The sequence below is a fragment of the Limnohabitans sp. genome (assembly GCF_040401495.1).
Lineage (GTDB): Bacteria > Pseudomonadota > Gammaproteobacteria > Burkholderiales > Burkholderiaceae_C > Limnohabitans.
On the sequence record NZ_JBBAOI010000005.1, the window covers coordinates 124,054 to 139,642 of the forward strand.

Here is a 15,589-nt window from a genome sequence, read left to right on the forward strand (position 1 = left end):
CTTCACAGCCCGAGGTAGGCTTGCCTGACCTCAGGGTTGCTTCGCAAGTCGGCCGCATCCCCGCTCAAGGTGATGCGGCCGGTTTCCATCACATAGGCACGTTGCGCCAGTTGCAGCGCCAAGTCCACCCGCTGCTCGACCAACAAAATCGACATGCCTTGCGAGTGCAGCAAGCGGATGATGTCGGCCAAGGTGTCGACCACGATGGGTGCCAAGCCCAGCGAAGGCTCATCCAACATCAGCAAGCGAGGCCTGGCCATCAAGCCGCGTGCAATGGCTAGCATTTGTTGCTGCCCGCCCGACAAGGTGCCGGCCAGTTGCAGTTGCCGCTCCTCAAGGATGGGGAATAGCTTAAACATTTGTTGCAAGCTGTCGCGCAATCCTTGTGCTCCTAGCGGCGAACGCAGGTTGCCAAGTTGCAGGTGCGCCAGTACCGTCATGTCTTTGAAGAGCAAGCGACCTTCGGGCACGTGCGCCACCCCTTTGGCAAGTATCTGATGCGAACCCAGCCCATCGATGCGCTCACCATCCCACCATATCTCGCCGCCAGACAGGGGTAACAAGCCCGAGATGGCTTTGAGGGTGGTGGTTTTGCCAGCGCCATTACCACCCACCAAGGTGACAATTTCACCCGCCTGAACTTGCAACCTCACCTCGCTCACCGCTTGGCGTTTGCCGTAGTGGATGGACACTTGGCGCAGCTCAAGCATGAACCGCCTCACGACCCAAATAAACCCTGACCACTTCGGGGTGCTGCACAACTTCATGCGGTGAGCCTTCAGCGATTTTTTCGCCGCTGTTGATCACCACCACGCGGTCGCATACACCCATGACCACCCGCATATGGTGCTCAACCAACAACACCGCCATGCCTTGGTTACGCAAGCCGCGGATGAGTTGCACCAATTTCACTCCCTCTTCGGGGTTCATACCCGCGGCTGGCTCATCCAGCAGCAGCAAACGTGGTGAACAGGCCAAAGCGATGGCGATCTCTAGCTTGCGTTGCTCGCCATAAGGAAGCGATTGCGCCAGATCGTCTCTACGCTCTAGCAACTGGGCTTGGCGCAGCGCATCTTCGGTGCGCTGCTGCATCTGCGCTTGCTCGGCTTGGTAGCTGCGAGTTTGGAAAAAAGCCGAGACCCAAGAGGCATGTTGATGCCGATAAGTGGCAGCGAAGACGTTGTCCCACACGCTCAAACCCGCAAACACACTGGTGATTTGAAACGTTCGGGCCATGCCCCGCTGCGCCATTTGGTGTGCTGTTGCACCCGTGCAATCTTCACCATCAAAAAACAACTCGCCAGCACTTGGCGACATGCTGCCGGCCAGCATATTGAACAGGGTGGTTTTGCCAGCCCCATTCGGGCCAATCAAGCCCACCACTTCGCCAGCGGCCACGGTCATGTCAACGCCTTGCACCGCCTGCAAACCGCCAAAGCGTTTGCTCAAAGCTTTGACCTGTAACAGGGGTGCCTTCATGCCGCCGCCTCTTTGCGCCGCCGCCACAAGCTGACCAAGCCGCCAGGCAAAAACACCACGCTGGCAATCAACAAAGCGGCAAACACCACCATACGCCAAGCACCTGTTGAACGCAAAGCTTCCAACATGAAGGTATAGAGCAAAGCACCCAGCACCGGGCCATACAAGCTACCCTTGCCACCGATGACCACCATGATGAGCATGGCCGACATATACGTGAGCGACATCACATCGGGGGTGATGACACGCAAATAATGCGCATACAAGGCGCCCGTGAAACCGGCCAAGGCCGTGGCCACCACAAAACCCAAGAGCTTGGTGCGAAACACATGGATGCCTACGGAGGCTGCCAGTTCGGGGTTCTCACGAACGGACACAAAGGCCCTTCCTTGGCGACTGTGCTGCAACACATGGCAGCCATACAACGTGACGCCCAGCAGCAGCAAAGCCAAGGGGTACATATGCGCGGCGAGAGAAAAATCTAAACCCCAAGACGGCAAGGCAAACGCAGGTATTTGCGACAAGCCCATGGGGCCGCGTGTGACATCCACCCAGTAATTGGTAATCGTCAGCACGATGGCGCCAAACCCCAACGTCAAAATCGCAAACTGCGGCCCCACAATGCGCAGCGACACATAGCCAATTAGCCAGCCCAAGAGACCCGCCAGCGCGGCACCCGCCAAAGGTGCCAGCCATAACGGCCAATGCCACTGCATCACCAACAGCGCAGAGGTATAGGCCCCTACGCCAAAAAACGCCGCGTGGCCAAAGCTGAGCTCGCCCAAAAGGCCCACCACGATATTCAAGCTCAAGGCCAATAAGCTGTACAAGACCCACAGGGTGAGCATGTGCAACACATAGTCGTTGCCCATGGCCAGTGGCAACAGCAACAAGCCCACGGCCACGCCATGCAAGGGCTTGAGGCTGCTCAACGCCCCCCCCCCGGGGTGAACAAACCTTGGGGTCGCCAAAGCAAGACGGCAATGATGATGGCGTAGCCAATCGCATCTTTGAAGCCCATGGAGATGTAACTGCCACCCAAAGCCTCGGCAACGCCCAAGATCAAGCCTCCCAGCAGTGCACCAGTGATGCTGCCCAAGCCACCCATCACCACCACGATAAATCCTTTGAGGACCGCCCAGTCACCCACCGTGGGAAACAGCATGGTGGTGGGCCCTACCAAGGCGCCCGATAAGGCCGCCAAAGCGCAAGCCAGCGCAAAGGTGTAGCTGTGTACAAAACGGGTGTTGATACCCGTGAGCGCCGCCCCTTCGGGATGCTGCGCAGTGGCTTGCATCATTTGTCCCATGCGGGTGTAGCGTATGAAGGCATAGACCAGCAAGATCAACAGCGAGGCCACGCCAACGATGAGTAAGCGCTGCTCGGTGACGGTGATGTCGCCCCAGTCAAGTGTGGCATCGGCGTAAGGGGTGTCCAAGTATTTGGGGTCGGCGCCGAAGAGGGCCTCAGCGCTGTGCGCCAGCAGCAAAGCCAAGCCCAGACTGCTGAGCAAAATCGTGAACTCATGCTCTTTTTGCAGCGGCGCAAAAAAGAAATGGTTGGCCAGCAGTCCCAAGCCTGCTACCAGCAACGTGGCCAGCAACAGCGCTGGAATGTAGGACAGACCAGCCAGGCTCATAGCGTAATAAGTGGCATAGGCACCCAGCATATAAAACTCGCCGTGCGCAAAATTGACGATGCGCAAAACACCAAACACCAAGGTTAACCCCACAGCTATGAGCACATAGCCCATGCCATTGGCCAGTCCATTAATCAGTTGCTGCAAAAAAAGCATCAGAGACTGCGGCGAAGAGTTACTTCACACCGATGATTTTTTTGTCTTTCACTTGCACCAAGTAAATACTTTGCGCCGCCTGTCCCTTGTCGTCAAAGCTGATGTCGCCCAAGAGCGTGTCCCATTTTTGGCTGCGCAAAGTAGCCGAGATCTTGGCGTAGTTGCGAGCGTCGCCAGCTTTGTCGATGGCCGCTGCCAGCAACTCCACCGACTGCGCACCCAAAGCGCCAATGAAGGAGGGTTCGTTTTTGAACATCTGTGCATACTGGGTCATCCATTTGCGAGCCATGGGGCGTTGGCTGTCAGGCGCAAACAGCGACACCGAGTAAACGCCTTCGATGGAGGGGCCGGAGAGTTCGACCAATTTCGGGTTCATATTGCCTGCTGAAGCGATGACAGCACCACGGTAACCGACTTGCTTGAGTTGGCGGTAAATGGTGGCGCCTTGCGATGTGTTGATGGCAGAGACATAAATCGCCTGGGCACCTAGGCTTTTGATTGTGGTGAGGGCCGTGGTGAATTCATTGTCCGTGCGGTTATAAAACTCATTGCCTTTCACCTCTATGCCGCAAGCGCCCAGCAGCTTGGTGTAGTTTTCAACCTCCAAGCGACCGTAGTCGTCATTGATGGTGATGAAGGCGACTGACTTGGGCTTGATATGTTCGCAAATGAACTTGGAATAGCGCTCGGACATCATGCTCGAGGTGGCGTTCAAGCGAAACAGCAGCTTGTGGCCTTCCTCGGTCACCTTGGGGTGTTGGGACGAGGTCACGATGTGAATGATTTTGTCTCGGGTCACTTCTTTTTGACCCAGCGCCACGGCGCTGAACCACCCACCCACCAGCAAGTCCACCTTGTCTTGCTCAATGGCTCGCTTGGTAGCAGACACGCCTTCCTCAGGTGTGCCCTTGTCGTCATAGGTCACCAATTCCAACATGCGACCCCCCAGCACGCCGCCTTGGGCATTGATGATGGCGACCATGGCTTGCATGCCTTCGAGCGCCAATTGCCCGTCAAACGCACCCGCACCCGACAAAGGGTTTATGGCGGCGATACGCACCGGCGGTTTAGCTTGAGCCCAAGCGCTCAAAGGGTTCGCGCTGAGTGCGCTGAGCAAGACCAAAGATGACAAAAAGCCATTGAAAAAACGCATGATTCGAATCCGTTAAATACACAAAAAACCAGGCGCAATGGCCACCTTTCGATTGTGACCTTTGGGCTTGCCGCCACCCCATCGGGTAAACACTTAATCCTTGGTGTGGGTGCACAATAACTAGGGTTGCAAACAAAGCACAAGGAGTCGCATTGGGTTTGACGATGGTTGAGAAGATCTTGGCACGCACCAGTGGGCGCTCACAGGTGCGCGCTGGCGACAACATTGAGGCCAAGCCTGACTTTGTGGTGGCCTACGATTTCCCCGGTTACACCGATGTGATTTTTCAGCAAATGAAGAACGACTTTGGCATCGACAAAGTGGCCGAACCCAAGCGTTTTGCGCTGTTCATTGACCACATGGTGCCCGCCATTACCCCCCAAGAAGAGGACCTTCATCAAAATACCCGAGATTGGGGGGCGGCCAACCATGTGCCTGTGTTCGAGCGCAAGGGCATTGGTCATCAAGTGGCGGCCGAGTTGGGATACGCCACGCCCGGGGCGTTTGTGGTGCATTTCGATGGCCACATTTCGCAACTGGGCACGTTTGGAACACTGGCGCTAGGTGTGCGCAGGCATTTGCTCGAGGCTTTTGTGAACGACCGCATCCGATTGGCAGTGCCGCACACCACCCGCATTGACTTGGTAGGCAGCTTGCCCGCTGGCGTCATGGCACGAGATGTGTTTCACCACATCGTGCGGGTGCTGGGTGCGGCGAGTTGTCGCTTTCAGGTCTTGGAGTTTGGTGGCGAGGCGGTGCAGCAGATGAGCATTGATGCTCGCCAGACACTCACCTGCTTGGCCATGTTCACGGGTGCCATCAGCGCCATCATCAACCCCGATGCGCTGACCTTGGCCTATACCAAGGGGCGCTCTTTGCTGGATGTCGAGCCAGTGTATTCCGATGCCGATGCGGTGTATGCCGCAAGACACACCATCGACATCAGCTATTTACAGCCAGTGGTGGTGGTGCCACCCAGCCCCGCCAACACTCGCGATTTGTCGGACCACTTGGGGCTACCTGTGCAAGTAGGCTACTTGGGCTCATGCGCTTCGGGGCGTATCGAAGACTTGCGAGCTGCAGCGCAGGTGTTGCGAGGGCGGCAGGTACACCCTAGCTTTCAGCTGTATGTGGTGCCCACCAGCCAAGAGATCATGCGCCAAGCCGCGGCCGAGGGCATCCTCACCGACTTGGTCGCCGCCGGCGCTTTTGTCAGCTCGCCCTCTTGCGACTATTGCTTTGGGCGCATTGGCGTGATGTCGGCAGGGCAGCGTGCGGTGTCTACCGGCACCTTGAATGTCAAAGGCCGCATGGGCAGCCCCGACTCGGAAATTTACATTGTCAACGCCATGGCGGTGGCGGCGGCTGCCATTGAAGGGCACATCGCCGACCCGCGCAAGTACCTATGAGCGATTTGCCTTTGCCCGCCGTCAAAGGTCGTGTGGCTTTTGTGTTTGAAGAGGTGGATTTTGATGTTGACCAAATCATTGGCGTGGAAAACATCAAGTTGCGTGACCCTGCTGAACTGGCCGCGGTGGCCATGCAAAGCTATGACCCGCAGTTTGCCCAAGTGGTGCAAGCAGGCGATGTATTGGTGGGTGCAGCCAATTTTGGTTATGGCCATCCTCACTACCCGCCCATGATTGGGATGCGGTATTTGGGGATTTCAGCGGTGATTGCTGAGAGCTTTTCCCCTGGCTACTGGCGCGGCGAAATGGCCATGGGCTTTGTGCAAATTGCCTGTCCAGGCGTGCTGGCTTTTGTGCGCCGCTGGGATGTGTTGGAAGTGGATTGGACACGCCATGTGCTTCTCAACCACAGCCAGCAAGCCGAGCGCTCTTTCGAGGTGTATTCGCAGGGCGACAGAGACATGTTGGCCGCGGGTGGCATCATGGCTTATTTGAAACACACCCGACAAAAGGATAGCACATGACTTCTTACCGAGCAGATTTTGCCCATGCGGTGCGCAATGGCCACACCGTCTGGACCGCTGGCGTGTACGACGCGCTGTCGGCCAAGCTTGCGCAAGAGGCGGGTTTTAAAGCGGTGATGACTTCAGGCTTTGCGGTATCTGCCTCGCTCTTGGGCTTGCCCGATGTAGAGCTCTACACCATGACCGAAAACTTGGGCGTGGTGCGCAATGTTGCCAATGCGGTGACGGTGCCCGTGGTGGCCGATACCGATACGGGCTATGGCAACGCCATCAACGTCATGCGTACCGTGCGTGAGTTTGAACAAGCCGGTGCCAGTGCGGTGATTTTTGAAGACCAAGAGGTACCCAAGCGCTGCCCGTGCGTGGCGACCACCCTGAGCATATTGCCCCTTGAAGAGGGCGCGGCCAAGATCAAAGCGGCGGTGCATGCGCGGCGCGACCCCAATTTGGTGATCGTGGCACGCACCGACGCTGTGGATGTGCAAGACGCCATTACCCGCGCCCAAGCGTATGTGGCAGCTGGCGCCGACATCATTCAGCCTATCAGCCGATGCTTTACCAACTTGGCCGATTTGAAACGCTTGCGTGAGGCCTGCGGCGTACCCTTGTCATTGCAGTTGCTGGGTTGGTTGGAAAAAGACCTGACCCCCGCCGATATCCAAGCGATTGCAGGCTTGGCGGTATACCCCTTGGTGGGCTTGATGACGGTAACGCACAGCTTGCGACAAAACTTCCAAGCCCTGCATCAGCAGCACAGCACTGAGCATTTACCGTTGCCTGTCACCGACATGAATGACTTCAAAAAATTCATTGGCTTTGCCGAGGTCGAGGCCCTACAAAACCAGTTTTTGCTAGGTAAATAAAACGCAGCCCTGTCATCGCAAAGCGCCGACATTGCAAAGCGTTTTCATTACAAAAGGCCGTCATTGCGAGCGCAGCGAAGCAATCCCCAGACTGCTTCAGCCTTGGGCTTCGCAGTGAAGATCAATCCACCAAAGACTGCGCCACCAAAGCCTTCATCATGCGGCGGTAAACCACCCTTGAGGGACCGCTGGACTGGGTCATCAGCACGACGCAGGTCTGCTCCTTAGGATCGGCCCAAAAATAGGTACCCGCATAGCCCGCCCACATGAACTCTCCTGCGCTGCCATGCACGGCGGCGATGCCATCGGCTTGGCGTACCAAAAAGCCCAAACCAAAGGTGTAGCCGGGCGTGCCTAAGAGCAACTGTCCAGGCGACACAGGTGTGGCAATGGTGCTGCCCAAATGGTCCGAGGTCATGAGACGCACCGTGGTGCGCGACACAATGCGAGCGCCATCAAGTTGTCCGCCATCCAACATCGCTTGGCAAAAGCGCAGATAGTCACCCGCGGTGCTCAAACCACCTGCGCCACCCGAATCGTTGCCTGGGGCTTGGCTCACATCGATCAACTTCACCGCCGCACCCGTGGCGGGGTCTTTGGGGAAAGGCTCAGCCAAACGTGGGAGGTTGGCAGCGCTTACTGCAAAACCGGTGTCTTTCATCTTTAAAGGCTGAAACAGCCGCGCTTGCAAAAAGTCGCCCAAGCGTTGTCCGGTCACGGCCTCGATGATGCGTCCTTGCACATCCACCGACAAGCTGTATTCCCACACCGTGCCGGGCTGTTGGGCCAGTGGCGCTTTGCCCAAGCGGTCCACCATTTCGGCGCTGCTGGGGGTTCGGGCATCAAAGTCGATGCTGGGCTGGTAAATGCCGGCTTGCGTGTAAGCGTCTTTCACCAAGGTGTTTTTGGTCAGTTCACCGTAGGCCAGCCCCGAGGTGTGGCGCAGCAAATCTTGGACCGTGGGCTCTTTGTTGGCAGGCACCAGCTTGAAGCTCACGCCGTTGTAAGGCGCATCGAGTGAGGCAACGCTCACCATGGGGCTTTTGAACGTGGGCAGGTACTTGGACACCGGGTCGGTGAGTTGCACTTTGCCGTCTTCCACCAACATCATCAAAGCGGTAGAGACCAGCGGCTTGGTCATGGAGTAAATGCGAAACACCGAATCGAGTTGCATGGGTGCATCGCTGCCGTTGTTGAGCTTGCCAAAGGCTTGGGCATACACCAGCTTGCCTTTGCGCGCCACCATCACCACCGCGCCGGGCAAGCGTTTTTGCTCCACCTCGGCTTGCATGGCTTGCGAGATTTTTTCCAGACGCTTGCTCGAAACGCCCACCGACTCGGGCGTGGCCACAGGCAAGGCTTGCGACCATGCCCATCCTGCTTGCAATAACAAGGCGGCTGCAAGAAGGGTCAGGCGGCGGGTGGGGAAGGTTTGCAACATAGGTCTAGTCTCCTGAAGAATGAAAGCGACTGGCCAACCACACCAGCAGCAAAACGGGCACACCCAATAAAGCCGTACCCGTGAAAAACCAAGCATAGCCTGCGGCGTCCACCGCCAAGCCTGAAAAGCCCGCCAAAAACTTCGGCAACAGCAGCATCAGCGAACTAAACAGCGCGTACTGCGTGGCCGAGTACTGCACATTGGTTAGTGACGACAAATACGCAATGAAGGCGGCGGAGGCAATGCCACTGGCCAAGTTGTCGGCAGATACTACGCCGATCAAGGCATAGACATCATGGCCGTGCAAGGCCAGCCAAGCAAACAGCAGGTTGGTAAAGGCGCTGAGCACCGCGCCCAGCATCAGCACACGCATCACACCAAACCGCAGCACCATGGCACCACCTAAAAATGCGCCTACCAAGGTCATCACAACGCCATACAGTTTGGTGACGGTGGCCACCTCTTCTTTGGTGTAACCCATGTCCACATAAAACGGGTTGGCCATGATGCCCATGACGATGTCGCTGATACGGTAGGTACCTATCAAGGCCAACAGCAACACCGCGTGCCAACGGTAGCGACGCACAAACTCGCTAAAGGGAGCAACCACCGCTAGCTGCAGCCATTCTTGCAAGCTGTGCGCAGGGGGCAGCTCCGTATGGGCTGGCTCTTTAGAAAACAACACTGTGACCATGCCCACCGCCATCGACAAGGCCATGGCGATGTAGGCCACACTCCAAGCCGAGTCTTGGTAGGTGCCCGCTGGCAAACCGCCGACTTCGGCGCGGGCCGCTATCCAAAACACACCCGCACCCGCCCAAATCATGGCCAAGCGGTAGCCGGTTTGGTAGCTCGCAGCCAGCACGGCTTGCAATCGGGCTTGCGCCGACTCGATGCGAAAAGCATCCAGCGCAATGTCTTGGGTGGCCGAGCCCAAAGCCGCCAGCAGCGCAAAAGCCACCAAGGGCGTCAGTGAATCTTGCGGGTTGCTCCACGCCATGCCCAGCAGACCTGCCACCACAGCCACTTGCGCCAATAACAACCAACTGCGTCGCCGCCCCAGCAGCGGTGTCAACACCGGCAAAGGCAAGCGGTCCACCAAGGGTGCCCACGCCCATTTAAAACCATAAGCCAGCCCCACCCAGCTGAGAAAACCGATGGTGGCGCGGTCAATGCCCGCTTCGCGCAGCCTGAAACTCAGCGTCCCCAAAACCAGTAAAAGTGGCAAACCTGCCGAAAACCCCAAAGCCAACATGCGCAGGCTGGACGGGCTTAGGTAAATCAGCAAGGTGTCTTGCCAAGACGGCAGCTTGGAAGTGGCAGATAGGTTATCGTTCATACCCTTGTATTGTCATCTTCTAGACCGCAGCTTGAATTTATGTTGACCAAACGTGCTTTTTTCCATCACTGCGCCTTTTGCATGGCGGGTGTTTACAGCTTGGATGCGCTTGCCCGTGATGGGGTGGAGGTGGGCAAGCAGTCCAGCTTTGCGAAGTTGGTGCCCTCCACTGAAGTGGAAAACACTGCTTACACACAGTACAGCCAAATGCTTAAGCAGGCTTCAGAGAAAAACGCGTTGGCACCCGACGACCACCCACAGGTGGTTCGATTGCGTGCAATTGCTTTGAAGTTGATTCCGTTCAGCTACGAATGGAATCCGCGTGCCAAAGACTGGAATTGGCAGGTCAACCTGATTGGCTCAGACCAAATCAATGCGTTTTGTATGCCTGGGGGCAAGATTGCCTTCTTTCATGGCATCTTGAACAAGCTGAACCTCACCGACGACGAGGTCGCCATGGTCATGGGACACGAAATCGCCCACGCACTGCGAGAGCATGCAAGAGAGCGCATGGGTAAAAGCATGGCCACCAACACCTTGTCCAAAATTGGCGGCGCATTGGCCTCGGTGTATTTAGGGGTAGACCCACGTGTGACCGACGCAGTGGCCATGCAAGGCGCTAACCTGTTGACCCTGAAGTTCGGCCGCGAGGACGAAAGCGAGGCCGATTTGGTGGGTATGGAGTTGGCAGCGCGCGCCGGTTACAACCCGCGCGCGGGTGTCAGCCTTTGGCAAAAAATGGGTGCCGCCAACAAAGGTGCACCGCCGCAGTGGTTGAGCACCCATCCTTCAGGCAGCACCCGCATCAAAGACATCGAAGCGAATTTGCCCAAGGTCGAGCATTTGTACGAGCAAGCAGCCAAACCTTAGGCGCGGCGTGTCTTAGGTTCCACCCACATAAGGGTTGCTGCGCCGCTCGCGGCCAAAGGTGCTCTCGGGGCCGTGGCCTGGGATGAACACCGTGTCGTCGCCCATGGGCCATAAACGCTGGGTGATGCTGTCGAGCAAATCTTGGTGGTTACCTTGGGGAAAGTCGGTGCGGCCAATGCTGCCGGCAAACAGCACATCGCCGACAAACGCACGCTTGATATCGGGCGAATAAAACACCACGTGGCCAGGGGTATGCCCAGGACAATGGCGTACTTGCAAGGTGTGTGCACCCAAGGCTACCGTGTCGCCGTCGCTCAGCCACCGTGTGGGTGTGAAAGCGCGGGACGGTGTAAAGCCATAACTGGCCGCGGCGTCTTTCAGGCCATCAATCCAAAACTGGTCCCCTGGGTGCGGCCCAATGATGGGCAGTTGCAATTTGTCGGCTAACTCGGCGGTACCACCAGCGTGGTCAATGTGGGCATGGGTGATCCAAATGGCCACCAATGTGACGCCGAGTTGCTTGCAAGCGCTTTGCAGCACATCGAGGTCGCCGCCTGGGTCTATGATCGCCGCCGTCATGCCAACGTCTTCCCAAACCACAGAGCAGTTTTGTTGAAAAGGCGTGACGGGGATGGTTTCGTAATGGAGCATAGACGCCATTATGGAGCTCGACAAACAAGCAATAAATAATTAGCGTTATTTAAAACTAATTTTTAAGTTTAAAAAAATCATTAAAAATATTAAAAATGCAAAACAACTTCAATTTAGCCCAAGCCGTATGGTGGCACAGCCAAACGACGCCTGACGCCGTCGCCGTTGTTCATCAAGGGCAGTCGCTCAGTTATGCGCAGTTTGCCGGCCGAGCAATAGCAGTGGCCCAACGATTGGCGCTGTCGCCTGATTGGCCCAATCGCGCGATCAAGCCCGTCAAGGTGGGCGTCTTGGCTTGTCGCGGCACGGATGCCGCTGTCGCTATTTTGGGTGCTTGCTGGGCTGGCACAGCCTATGTGCCCTTGGGCTTAAAACTTCCCAAAGATAAACTTCTTGCTATTTTGGCGGCTTGCGAATTCAGCGCCATCATCGTCGACGCCGAGGGCGCCAAATTGCTCACCGATAGCGTATTGGCGGCTTGTCCCAAGTTGCTCATTCGTGTTGACCTAGAGGCTTCGCCGCAAGCCTTGGCTCAACAAAAGCCAGTCAATTTTCAAGAACCTGTCCAAGTCAATGCAGACGATCTCGCCTATGTGATTTTTACCTCTGGCACAACCGGTGCACCCAAAGGCGTGATGATTGCAGCAGGGTCTGTGCGCAATTACATTCAAACCGTTGCTCAAAAACTGAACTTGCAAGCAACAGACCGAGCTTTAGAAACCTGCGAAATCACTTTCGACGTATCTGTTCACAATATGTTCGCCACTTGGCAAGTGGGAGCTGCGGTTTATATTCTTCCTGCAAATTTAGTCATGAATGCGGTCAAGTTTGCCCAAACCGAACACCTGACCGTGTGGAACTCGGTTCCATCCTTGGTGGGTATGTTGCAACAGATCAAAGTCTTGGAGGCGGGTAGCTTGCCAGAGTTGCGGCTGTCGGTGTTTGGCGGAGAGGCTTTGCCAGAAAGTGCCGCGCTCCAGTGGCAGCAGGTGGCACCTAACTCAGAAATCGTTAATCTGTATGGGCCAACCGAGGCCACTGTTTTCTGCTTGGCCAAGGTTTTTGCACGCAATGAACCCATCACTTGCGGGCGGGGTTTTGTGTCGATTGGGACACCTCTTGGCGGATGCGAGGCGATGGTTGTGGATGGCACGGGCAAAGAACTGACAGACGGCGTGCCCGGCGAGTTGGTCATTGGTGGCGTGCAATTGGCCCTAGGCTACCTTGGCGCACCTGAGCTCAGCGCCAAAAAATTCCCCTTGTTCAATGGAAAGCGTTGGTACCTGACAGGTGACTCGGCTGTTCGGGACGCTTCAGGTGAGTTCCATTTTCTAGGCCGCATAGACAACCAGATCAAGGTCTCGGGCTACCGTATCGAATTGGAAGAAATTGACATTGCATTGCGCTTGGTTTGTGGCCGAGACCTTGTGGCTGCCGTGGCTTGGCCTATCGTTGACGGTGTGGCCAAAGGTATCGTCGGTTTTATGGCGGGTTCTGCGATGGACTATGGCGAATTGGTCGCAGGGCTAAAAAAGACATTGCAGCCCTATATGGTGCCCCACCGAGTGATTGCTTTGGAACATATGCCCTTGAATGCCAGCGGCAAAGTTGACCGCAAAGCCTTGGCCGAATTACTTAAAGAATCTGCAGAAGCGACCACATAAAAACCAAATGACATGAAAGTAATGAATGGAAAACAATCACAAACAAAAGATCAAAGCCTATTTGCTCGACACTTTAAAGCAACAAGGGGATAGCCACCCACTGAACGATAACGATTCACTCTTTGTGAGCGGCAGGCTCGATTCTGTGTCGATGATGATGCTGGTCGTATACCTTGAAAATGAATTTACAGTCAACTTTAAAGGCACTGATTTTGATGTCCATTTAATTGACTCGGTTCAAGAGATTGCGTTGCTCGTTGAGTCCCAAGTACCAGCTTGACCTCACAGAAGCTGAGGGCTACGAAGACAATATGAATGAAATAAAAGCTTCCCCTTCTAACGTGCAAGGGATGCGTTCGGTCTGGGCGATTGAAGAGCGTCAAGCGGTTGTTGAATGGGCGCAAACCCTGACAGGCAAGATGGCGATATTCATTTTGTCCTTTCTTGCACTATCGACTCATCAGGACTGGAAGGAGTCATTGTTCGTGCTAACGGCAATGGCTTTGTTTGCCTATTGCCCCCCTTGGCGTAGCGCTACCTTGTTCGTCTCAACCTATGTGGGAGCGTTTTTCTTTTCGCATGCGTCGATTGACGACGCCATCAATGAGGCAGTTGCACATGAAGGGCTTACCCAACTGTCTTTTGTTGGTCTAGGTTACGTTGCATTAATTGGTTTTATTTTCATGTCTTGGGGGCTTGTGGCCCTTGCTCGACATTACAAGCAGTCTTTGCTCGCAAAGCATCCCGTGCTTACATTGCTCGGTATAGAAATTTTCTTGTGCTTGCTGTCATACAGAGGTATGTTTAATGGCTACACCCGCTTGGCACTGTGGTCCTTGCTTTGTGTGCTGACAACGTATTTTTGGTTTTTGGCCTATGCACTGGTGGACCAGCGGTCCAAAGACCGAAGCAGCGACTTGTTTCAATTGGGCACATTCCATCGCCTGGGTGGCGGGACAAGCTCCACCCCCATAGGCAAGGGTGCGGCTTACTTACGCAAAGTGCTTGCTAAAAACGAAAATGAGATGGCGATCACCCAGATCAAAGGCTTGAAATTGCTCCTATGGGCAAACGTATTAATGGCGGCAAAAGCTGTGTTGAGGTGGCTTTGTGAGGATTACCTCCATATACCCAGCGTGTCCGACGCGATGGACGCCTCATTTCAAAACCATGCGTATTCAGTAGGCATGGAATGGGCCTCCTTGATTTGGTCTGTCGCCGCATATACCTTTCGAACAGCTATCTATGGGTGTTTCATTGTCGGCGTGGCTCGATTGGCCGGTTTTCGTTTGCATCGCTTAACCTGGCGACCACTGGAGTCGAGAACACTGATCGATTATTTCAACCGGTTTCATTACTATTTCAAGGAACTGTTGGTTGATTTTTTCTTCATACCTACTTTTTTTTCGGTTTTCAAAAAACACCCACGATTGCGCCTGTTCTTTGCGACATTCATGGCGGCGGGTATGGGAAATGCCTTGTTTCACTTTATGCGTGAAATAGATTTGATGGAATCGATCGGTTTCACGGGCGTTGTCGAGACTTTTTCCAGCTATCTGTTTTATTGTGTGGTTTTGGCGACAGGGATTGGCATTTCACAAGTTCGGGCCAATGCGGGATACAAACCATCGCCCACCATCTGGGGTCGCATTCAGTCCTTTTTTGTCGTTTGGGGGTTTGTCACGGTATTGCATATATTCAGTGATGAGTCTCGCAACCACACGCTTTTTGAGCGTATGCATTATTTGGCGGGCATGTTTCAGTTGCTTGCATAAGGTTTGCTATTCATCAAACCGACATAAAGCGCCATTAGCATCGACTTGAGTTGGCCCATTCTTTGGAGTGGCTCATAAAACCAACCTACAAAATTGATGCACTACAGAGCTGTATTTATTTCCGATCTGCACCTGGGAACTCCAGGCTGCCAAGCCGACGCCCTCCTAGACTTTCTCAAATCGCACTCCAGCGATTACTTGTATTTGGTGGGCGACATCATTGATGGGTGGCAATTGCGTCGCAAATGGTATTGGCCACAAGCGCATAACGATGTGGTGCAAAAAATCTTGCGTCGTGTGCGCAAGGGTTGCCATGTGGTTTATGTGCCTGGCAACCACGACGAGTTTGCTCGTGACTTTGTCGATCACCACTTTGGCGGCATCGAGGTGGTGGAAGAGGCCTCTCACACCATGCTTGATGGGCGCAAATTTTGGTTGGTGCATGGCGACTATTTCGATGCGGTGGTCAAGTACGCCAAATGGCTGGCCTACCTTGGCGACACTTTGTATGAAATGGCCTTACGCTTGAACCGGCATTTCAACCGTGTTCGCCGATACATGGGTTTGCCCTATTGGTCGCTGTCCGCATACTTAAAGAGCAAGGTCAAGAAAGCCTTGAACTTTGT

General features: G+C 55.1%; 16 protein-coding genes. 8 read left to right on the forward strand and 8 right to left on the reverse strand.

Translation table 11 applies throughout. From position 1 onward, the window contains the following. Nucleotides 1-2 precede the first annotated feature (2 nt). The 5 genes from AC9UEO_RS05655 to AC9UEO_RS05675 are packed head-to-tail and all read right to left on the reverse strand — an operon-like array spanning nt 3 to nt 4,427. Nucleotides 3-710 (reverse strand): ABC transporter ATP-binding protein, encoded by a 708-nt coding sequence (locus AC9UEO_RS05655; protein WP_509530878.1) that lies wholly within the window; start codon nt 708-710, stop codon nt 3-5. Then, a complete protein-coding gene (locus AC9UEO_RS05660) occupies nt 703-1,479 on the reverse strand; it encodes an ABC transporter ATP-binding protein (RefSeq protein WP_509530880.1) in 777 nt (258 codons plus the stop codon). The genes AC9UEO_RS05655 and AC9UEO_RS05660 overlap by 8 nt, the downstream gene beginning before the upstream one ends. Further along, a complete protein-coding gene (locus AC9UEO_RS05665; protein ID WP_509530882.1) occupies nt 1,476-2,411 on the reverse strand; it encodes a branched-chain amino acid ABC transporter permease in 936 nt (311 codons plus the stop codon). The genes AC9UEO_RS05660 and AC9UEO_RS05665 overlap by 4 nt, the downstream gene beginning before the upstream one ends. Then, entirely contained in the window at nt 2,408-3,274 is an 867-nt protein-coding gene (locus AC9UEO_RS05670) for a branched-chain amino acid ABC transporter permease (RefSeq protein WP_509530884.1), read from the reverse strand. The genes AC9UEO_RS05665 and AC9UEO_RS05670 overlap by 4 nt, the downstream gene beginning before the upstream one ends. A 19-nt stretch (nt 3,275-3,293) precedes the next feature. Continuing rightward, the gene (locus AC9UEO_RS05675) at nt 3,294-4,427 is read right to left on the reverse strand and encodes an ABC transporter substrate-binding protein (RefSeq protein WP_509530886.1); all 1,134 of its coding nucleotides are present in this window, start codon (nt 4,425-4,427) and stop codon (nt 3,294-3,296) included. Between the two features lie 164 nt (nt 4,428-4,591). Between AC9UEO_RS05675 and AC9UEO_RS05680 the strand changes: the two genes are divergently transcribed. Genes AC9UEO_RS05680 through AC9UEO_RS05690 form a run of 3 tightly spaced genes read left to right on the forward strand, consistent with a single transcriptional unit; the run spans nt 4,592 to nt 7,223 of the window. After that, nucleotides 4,592-5,836 (forward strand): 3-isopropylmalate dehydratase large subunit, encoded by a 1,245-nt coding sequence (locus AC9UEO_RS05680; RefSeq protein WP_509530888.1) that lies wholly within the window; start codon nt 4,592-4,594, stop codon nt 5,834-5,836. Then, complete coding sequence (locus tag AC9UEO_RS05685; protein ID WP_509530890.1) at nt 5,833-6,360, forward strand: 3-isopropylmalate dehydratase small subunit; 528 nt, start codon at nt 5,833-5,835, stop codon at nt 6,358-6,360. The genes AC9UEO_RS05680 and AC9UEO_RS05685 overlap by 4 nt, the downstream gene beginning before the upstream one ends. Continuing rightward, the gene (locus AC9UEO_RS05690) at nt 6,357-7,223 is read left to right on the forward strand and encodes an isocitrate lyase/PEP mutase family protein (protein ID WP_509530892.1); all 867 of its coding nucleotides are present in this window, start codon (nt 6,357-6,359) and stop codon (nt 7,221-7,223) included. Before AC9UEO_RS05685 ends, AC9UEO_RS05690 begins: the two co-directional genes overlap by 4 nt. Nucleotides 7,224-7,344: 121 nt before the next feature. Here AC9UEO_RS05690 and AC9UEO_RS05695 read toward each other — a convergent pair whose 3' ends face one another. Beyond that, nucleotides 7,345-8,664, reverse strand: coding sequence for a serine hydrolase domain-containing protein (locus tag AC9UEO_RS05695; protein WP_509530894.1), 1,320 nt, complete (start codon nt 8,662-8,664; stop codon nt 7,345-7,347). 4 nt (nt 8,665-8,668) lie between these two features. After that, on the reverse strand, nt 8,669-10,003 hold the full coding sequence (locus AC9UEO_RS05700) for an AmpG family muropeptide MFS transporter (protein ID WP_509530896.1): 1,335 nt from the start codon (nt 10,001-10,003) through the stop codon (nt 8,669-8,671). 39 nt (nt 10,004-10,042) lie between these two features. Between AC9UEO_RS05700 and AC9UEO_RS05705 the strand changes: the two genes are divergently transcribed. Continuing rightward, complete coding sequence (locus AC9UEO_RS05705; RefSeq protein WP_509530898.1) at nt 10,043-10,873, forward strand: M48 family metallopeptidase; 831 nt, start codon at nt 10,043-10,045, stop codon at nt 10,871-10,873. A 12-nt stretch (nt 10,874-10,885) separates the two neighbouring features. Here AC9UEO_RS05705 and AC9UEO_RS05710 read toward each other — a convergent pair whose 3' ends face one another. Further along, nucleotides 10,886-11,524 (reverse strand): MBL fold metallo-hydrolase, encoded by a 639-nt coding sequence (locus AC9UEO_RS05710; RefSeq protein ID WP_509530956.1) that lies wholly within the window; start codon nt 11,522-11,524, stop codon nt 10,886-10,888. Nucleotides 11,525-11,619: 95 nt separating this feature from the next. On the opposite strand from AC9UEO_RS05710, the gene AC9UEO_RS05715 reads away from it, so the two are divergent. The 4 genes from AC9UEO_RS05715 to AC9UEO_RS05730 all read left to right on the forward strand — a co-directional run. After that, entirely contained in the window at nt 11,620-13,188 is a 1,569-nt protein-coding gene (locus AC9UEO_RS05715) for an amino acid adenylation domain-containing protein (RefSeq protein WP_509530900.1), read from the forward strand. 25 nt (nt 13,189-13,213) lie between these two features. Next, a complete protein-coding gene (locus tag AC9UEO_RS05720) occupies nt 13,214-13,468 on the forward strand; it encodes a phosphopantetheine-binding protein (RefSeq protein WP_509530902.1) in 255 nt (84 codons plus the stop codon). Between the two features lie 31 nt (nt 13,469-13,499). Continuing rightward, nucleotides 13,500-14,963: a hypothetical protein gene (locus AC9UEO_RS05725; protein ID WP_509530904.1), complete on the forward strand. Its 1,464-nt coding sequence runs from the start codon at nt 13,500-13,502 to the stop codon at nt 14,961-14,963. 96 nt (nt 14,964-15,059) lie between these two features. Beyond that, nucleotides 15,060-15,589 (forward strand): UDP-2,3-diacylglucosamine diphosphatase (locus AC9UEO_RS05730; RefSeq protein ID WP_509530906.1); only part of this gene is annotated, 530 nt, incomplete at its 3' end.

What these genes read in the sequence shown, in the direction of transcription:
- AC9UEO_RS05655 (WP_509530878.1), bottom strand. Translation starts at nt 710, where the DNA reads ATGCTTGAGCTGCGCCAAGTGTCCATCCACTACGGCAAACGCCAAGCG.
- AC9UEO_RS05660 (WP_509530880.1), bottom strand. Translation starts at nt 1,479, where the DNA reads ATGAAGGCACCCCTGTTACAGGTCAAAGCTTTGAGCAAACGCTTTGGC.
- AC9UEO_RS05670 (WP_509530884.1), bottom strand. Translation starts at nt 3,274, where the DNA reads ATGCTTTTTTTGCAGCAACTGATTAATGGACTGGCCAATGGCATGGGC.
- AC9UEO_RS05675 (WP_509530886.1), bottom strand. Translation starts at nt 4,427, where the DNA reads ATGCGTTTTTTCAATGGCTTTTTGTCATCTTTGGTCTTGCTCAGCGCA.
- AC9UEO_RS05680 (WP_509530888.1), top strand. Translation starts at nt 4,592, where the DNA reads ATGGTTGAGAAGATCTTGGCACGCACCAGTGGGCGCTCACAGGTGCGC.
- AC9UEO_RS05685 (WP_509530890.1), top strand. Translation starts at nt 5,833, where the DNA reads ATGAGCGATTTGCCTTTGCCCGCCGTCAAAGGTCGTGTGGCTTTTGTG.
- AC9UEO_RS05690 (WP_509530892.1), top strand. Translation starts at nt 6,357, where the DNA reads ATGACTTCTTACCGAGCAGATTTTGCCCATGCGGTGCGCAATGGCCAC.
- AC9UEO_RS05695 (WP_509530894.1), bottom strand. Translation starts at nt 8,664, where the DNA reads ATGTTGCAAACCTTCCCCACCCGCCGCCTGACCCTTCTTGCAGCCGCC.
- AC9UEO_RS05700 (WP_509530896.1), bottom strand. Translation starts at nt 10,003, where the DNA reads ATGAACGATAACCTATCTGCCACTTCCAAGCTGCCGTCTTGGCAAGAC.
- AC9UEO_RS05705 (WP_509530898.1), top strand. Translation starts at nt 10,043, where the DNA reads ATGTTGACCAAACGTGCTTTTTTCCATCACTGCGCCTTTTGCATGGCG.
- AC9UEO_RS05710 (WP_509530956.1), bottom strand. Translation starts at nt 11,524, where the DNA reads ATGCTCCATTACGAAACCATCCCCGTCACGCCTTTTCAACAAAACTGC.
- AC9UEO_RS05715 (WP_509530900.1), top strand. Translation starts at nt 11,620, where the DNA reads ATGCAAAACAACTTCAATTTAGCCCAAGCCGTATGGTGGCACAGCCAA.
- AC9UEO_RS05720 (WP_509530902.1), top strand. Translation starts at nt 13,214, where the DNA reads ATGGAAAACAATCACAAACAAAAGATCAAAGCCTATTTGCTCGACACT.
- AC9UEO_RS05725 (WP_509530904.1), top strand. Translation starts at nt 13,500, where the DNA reads ATGAATGAAATAAAAGCTTCCCCTTCTAACGTGCAAGGGATGCGTTCG.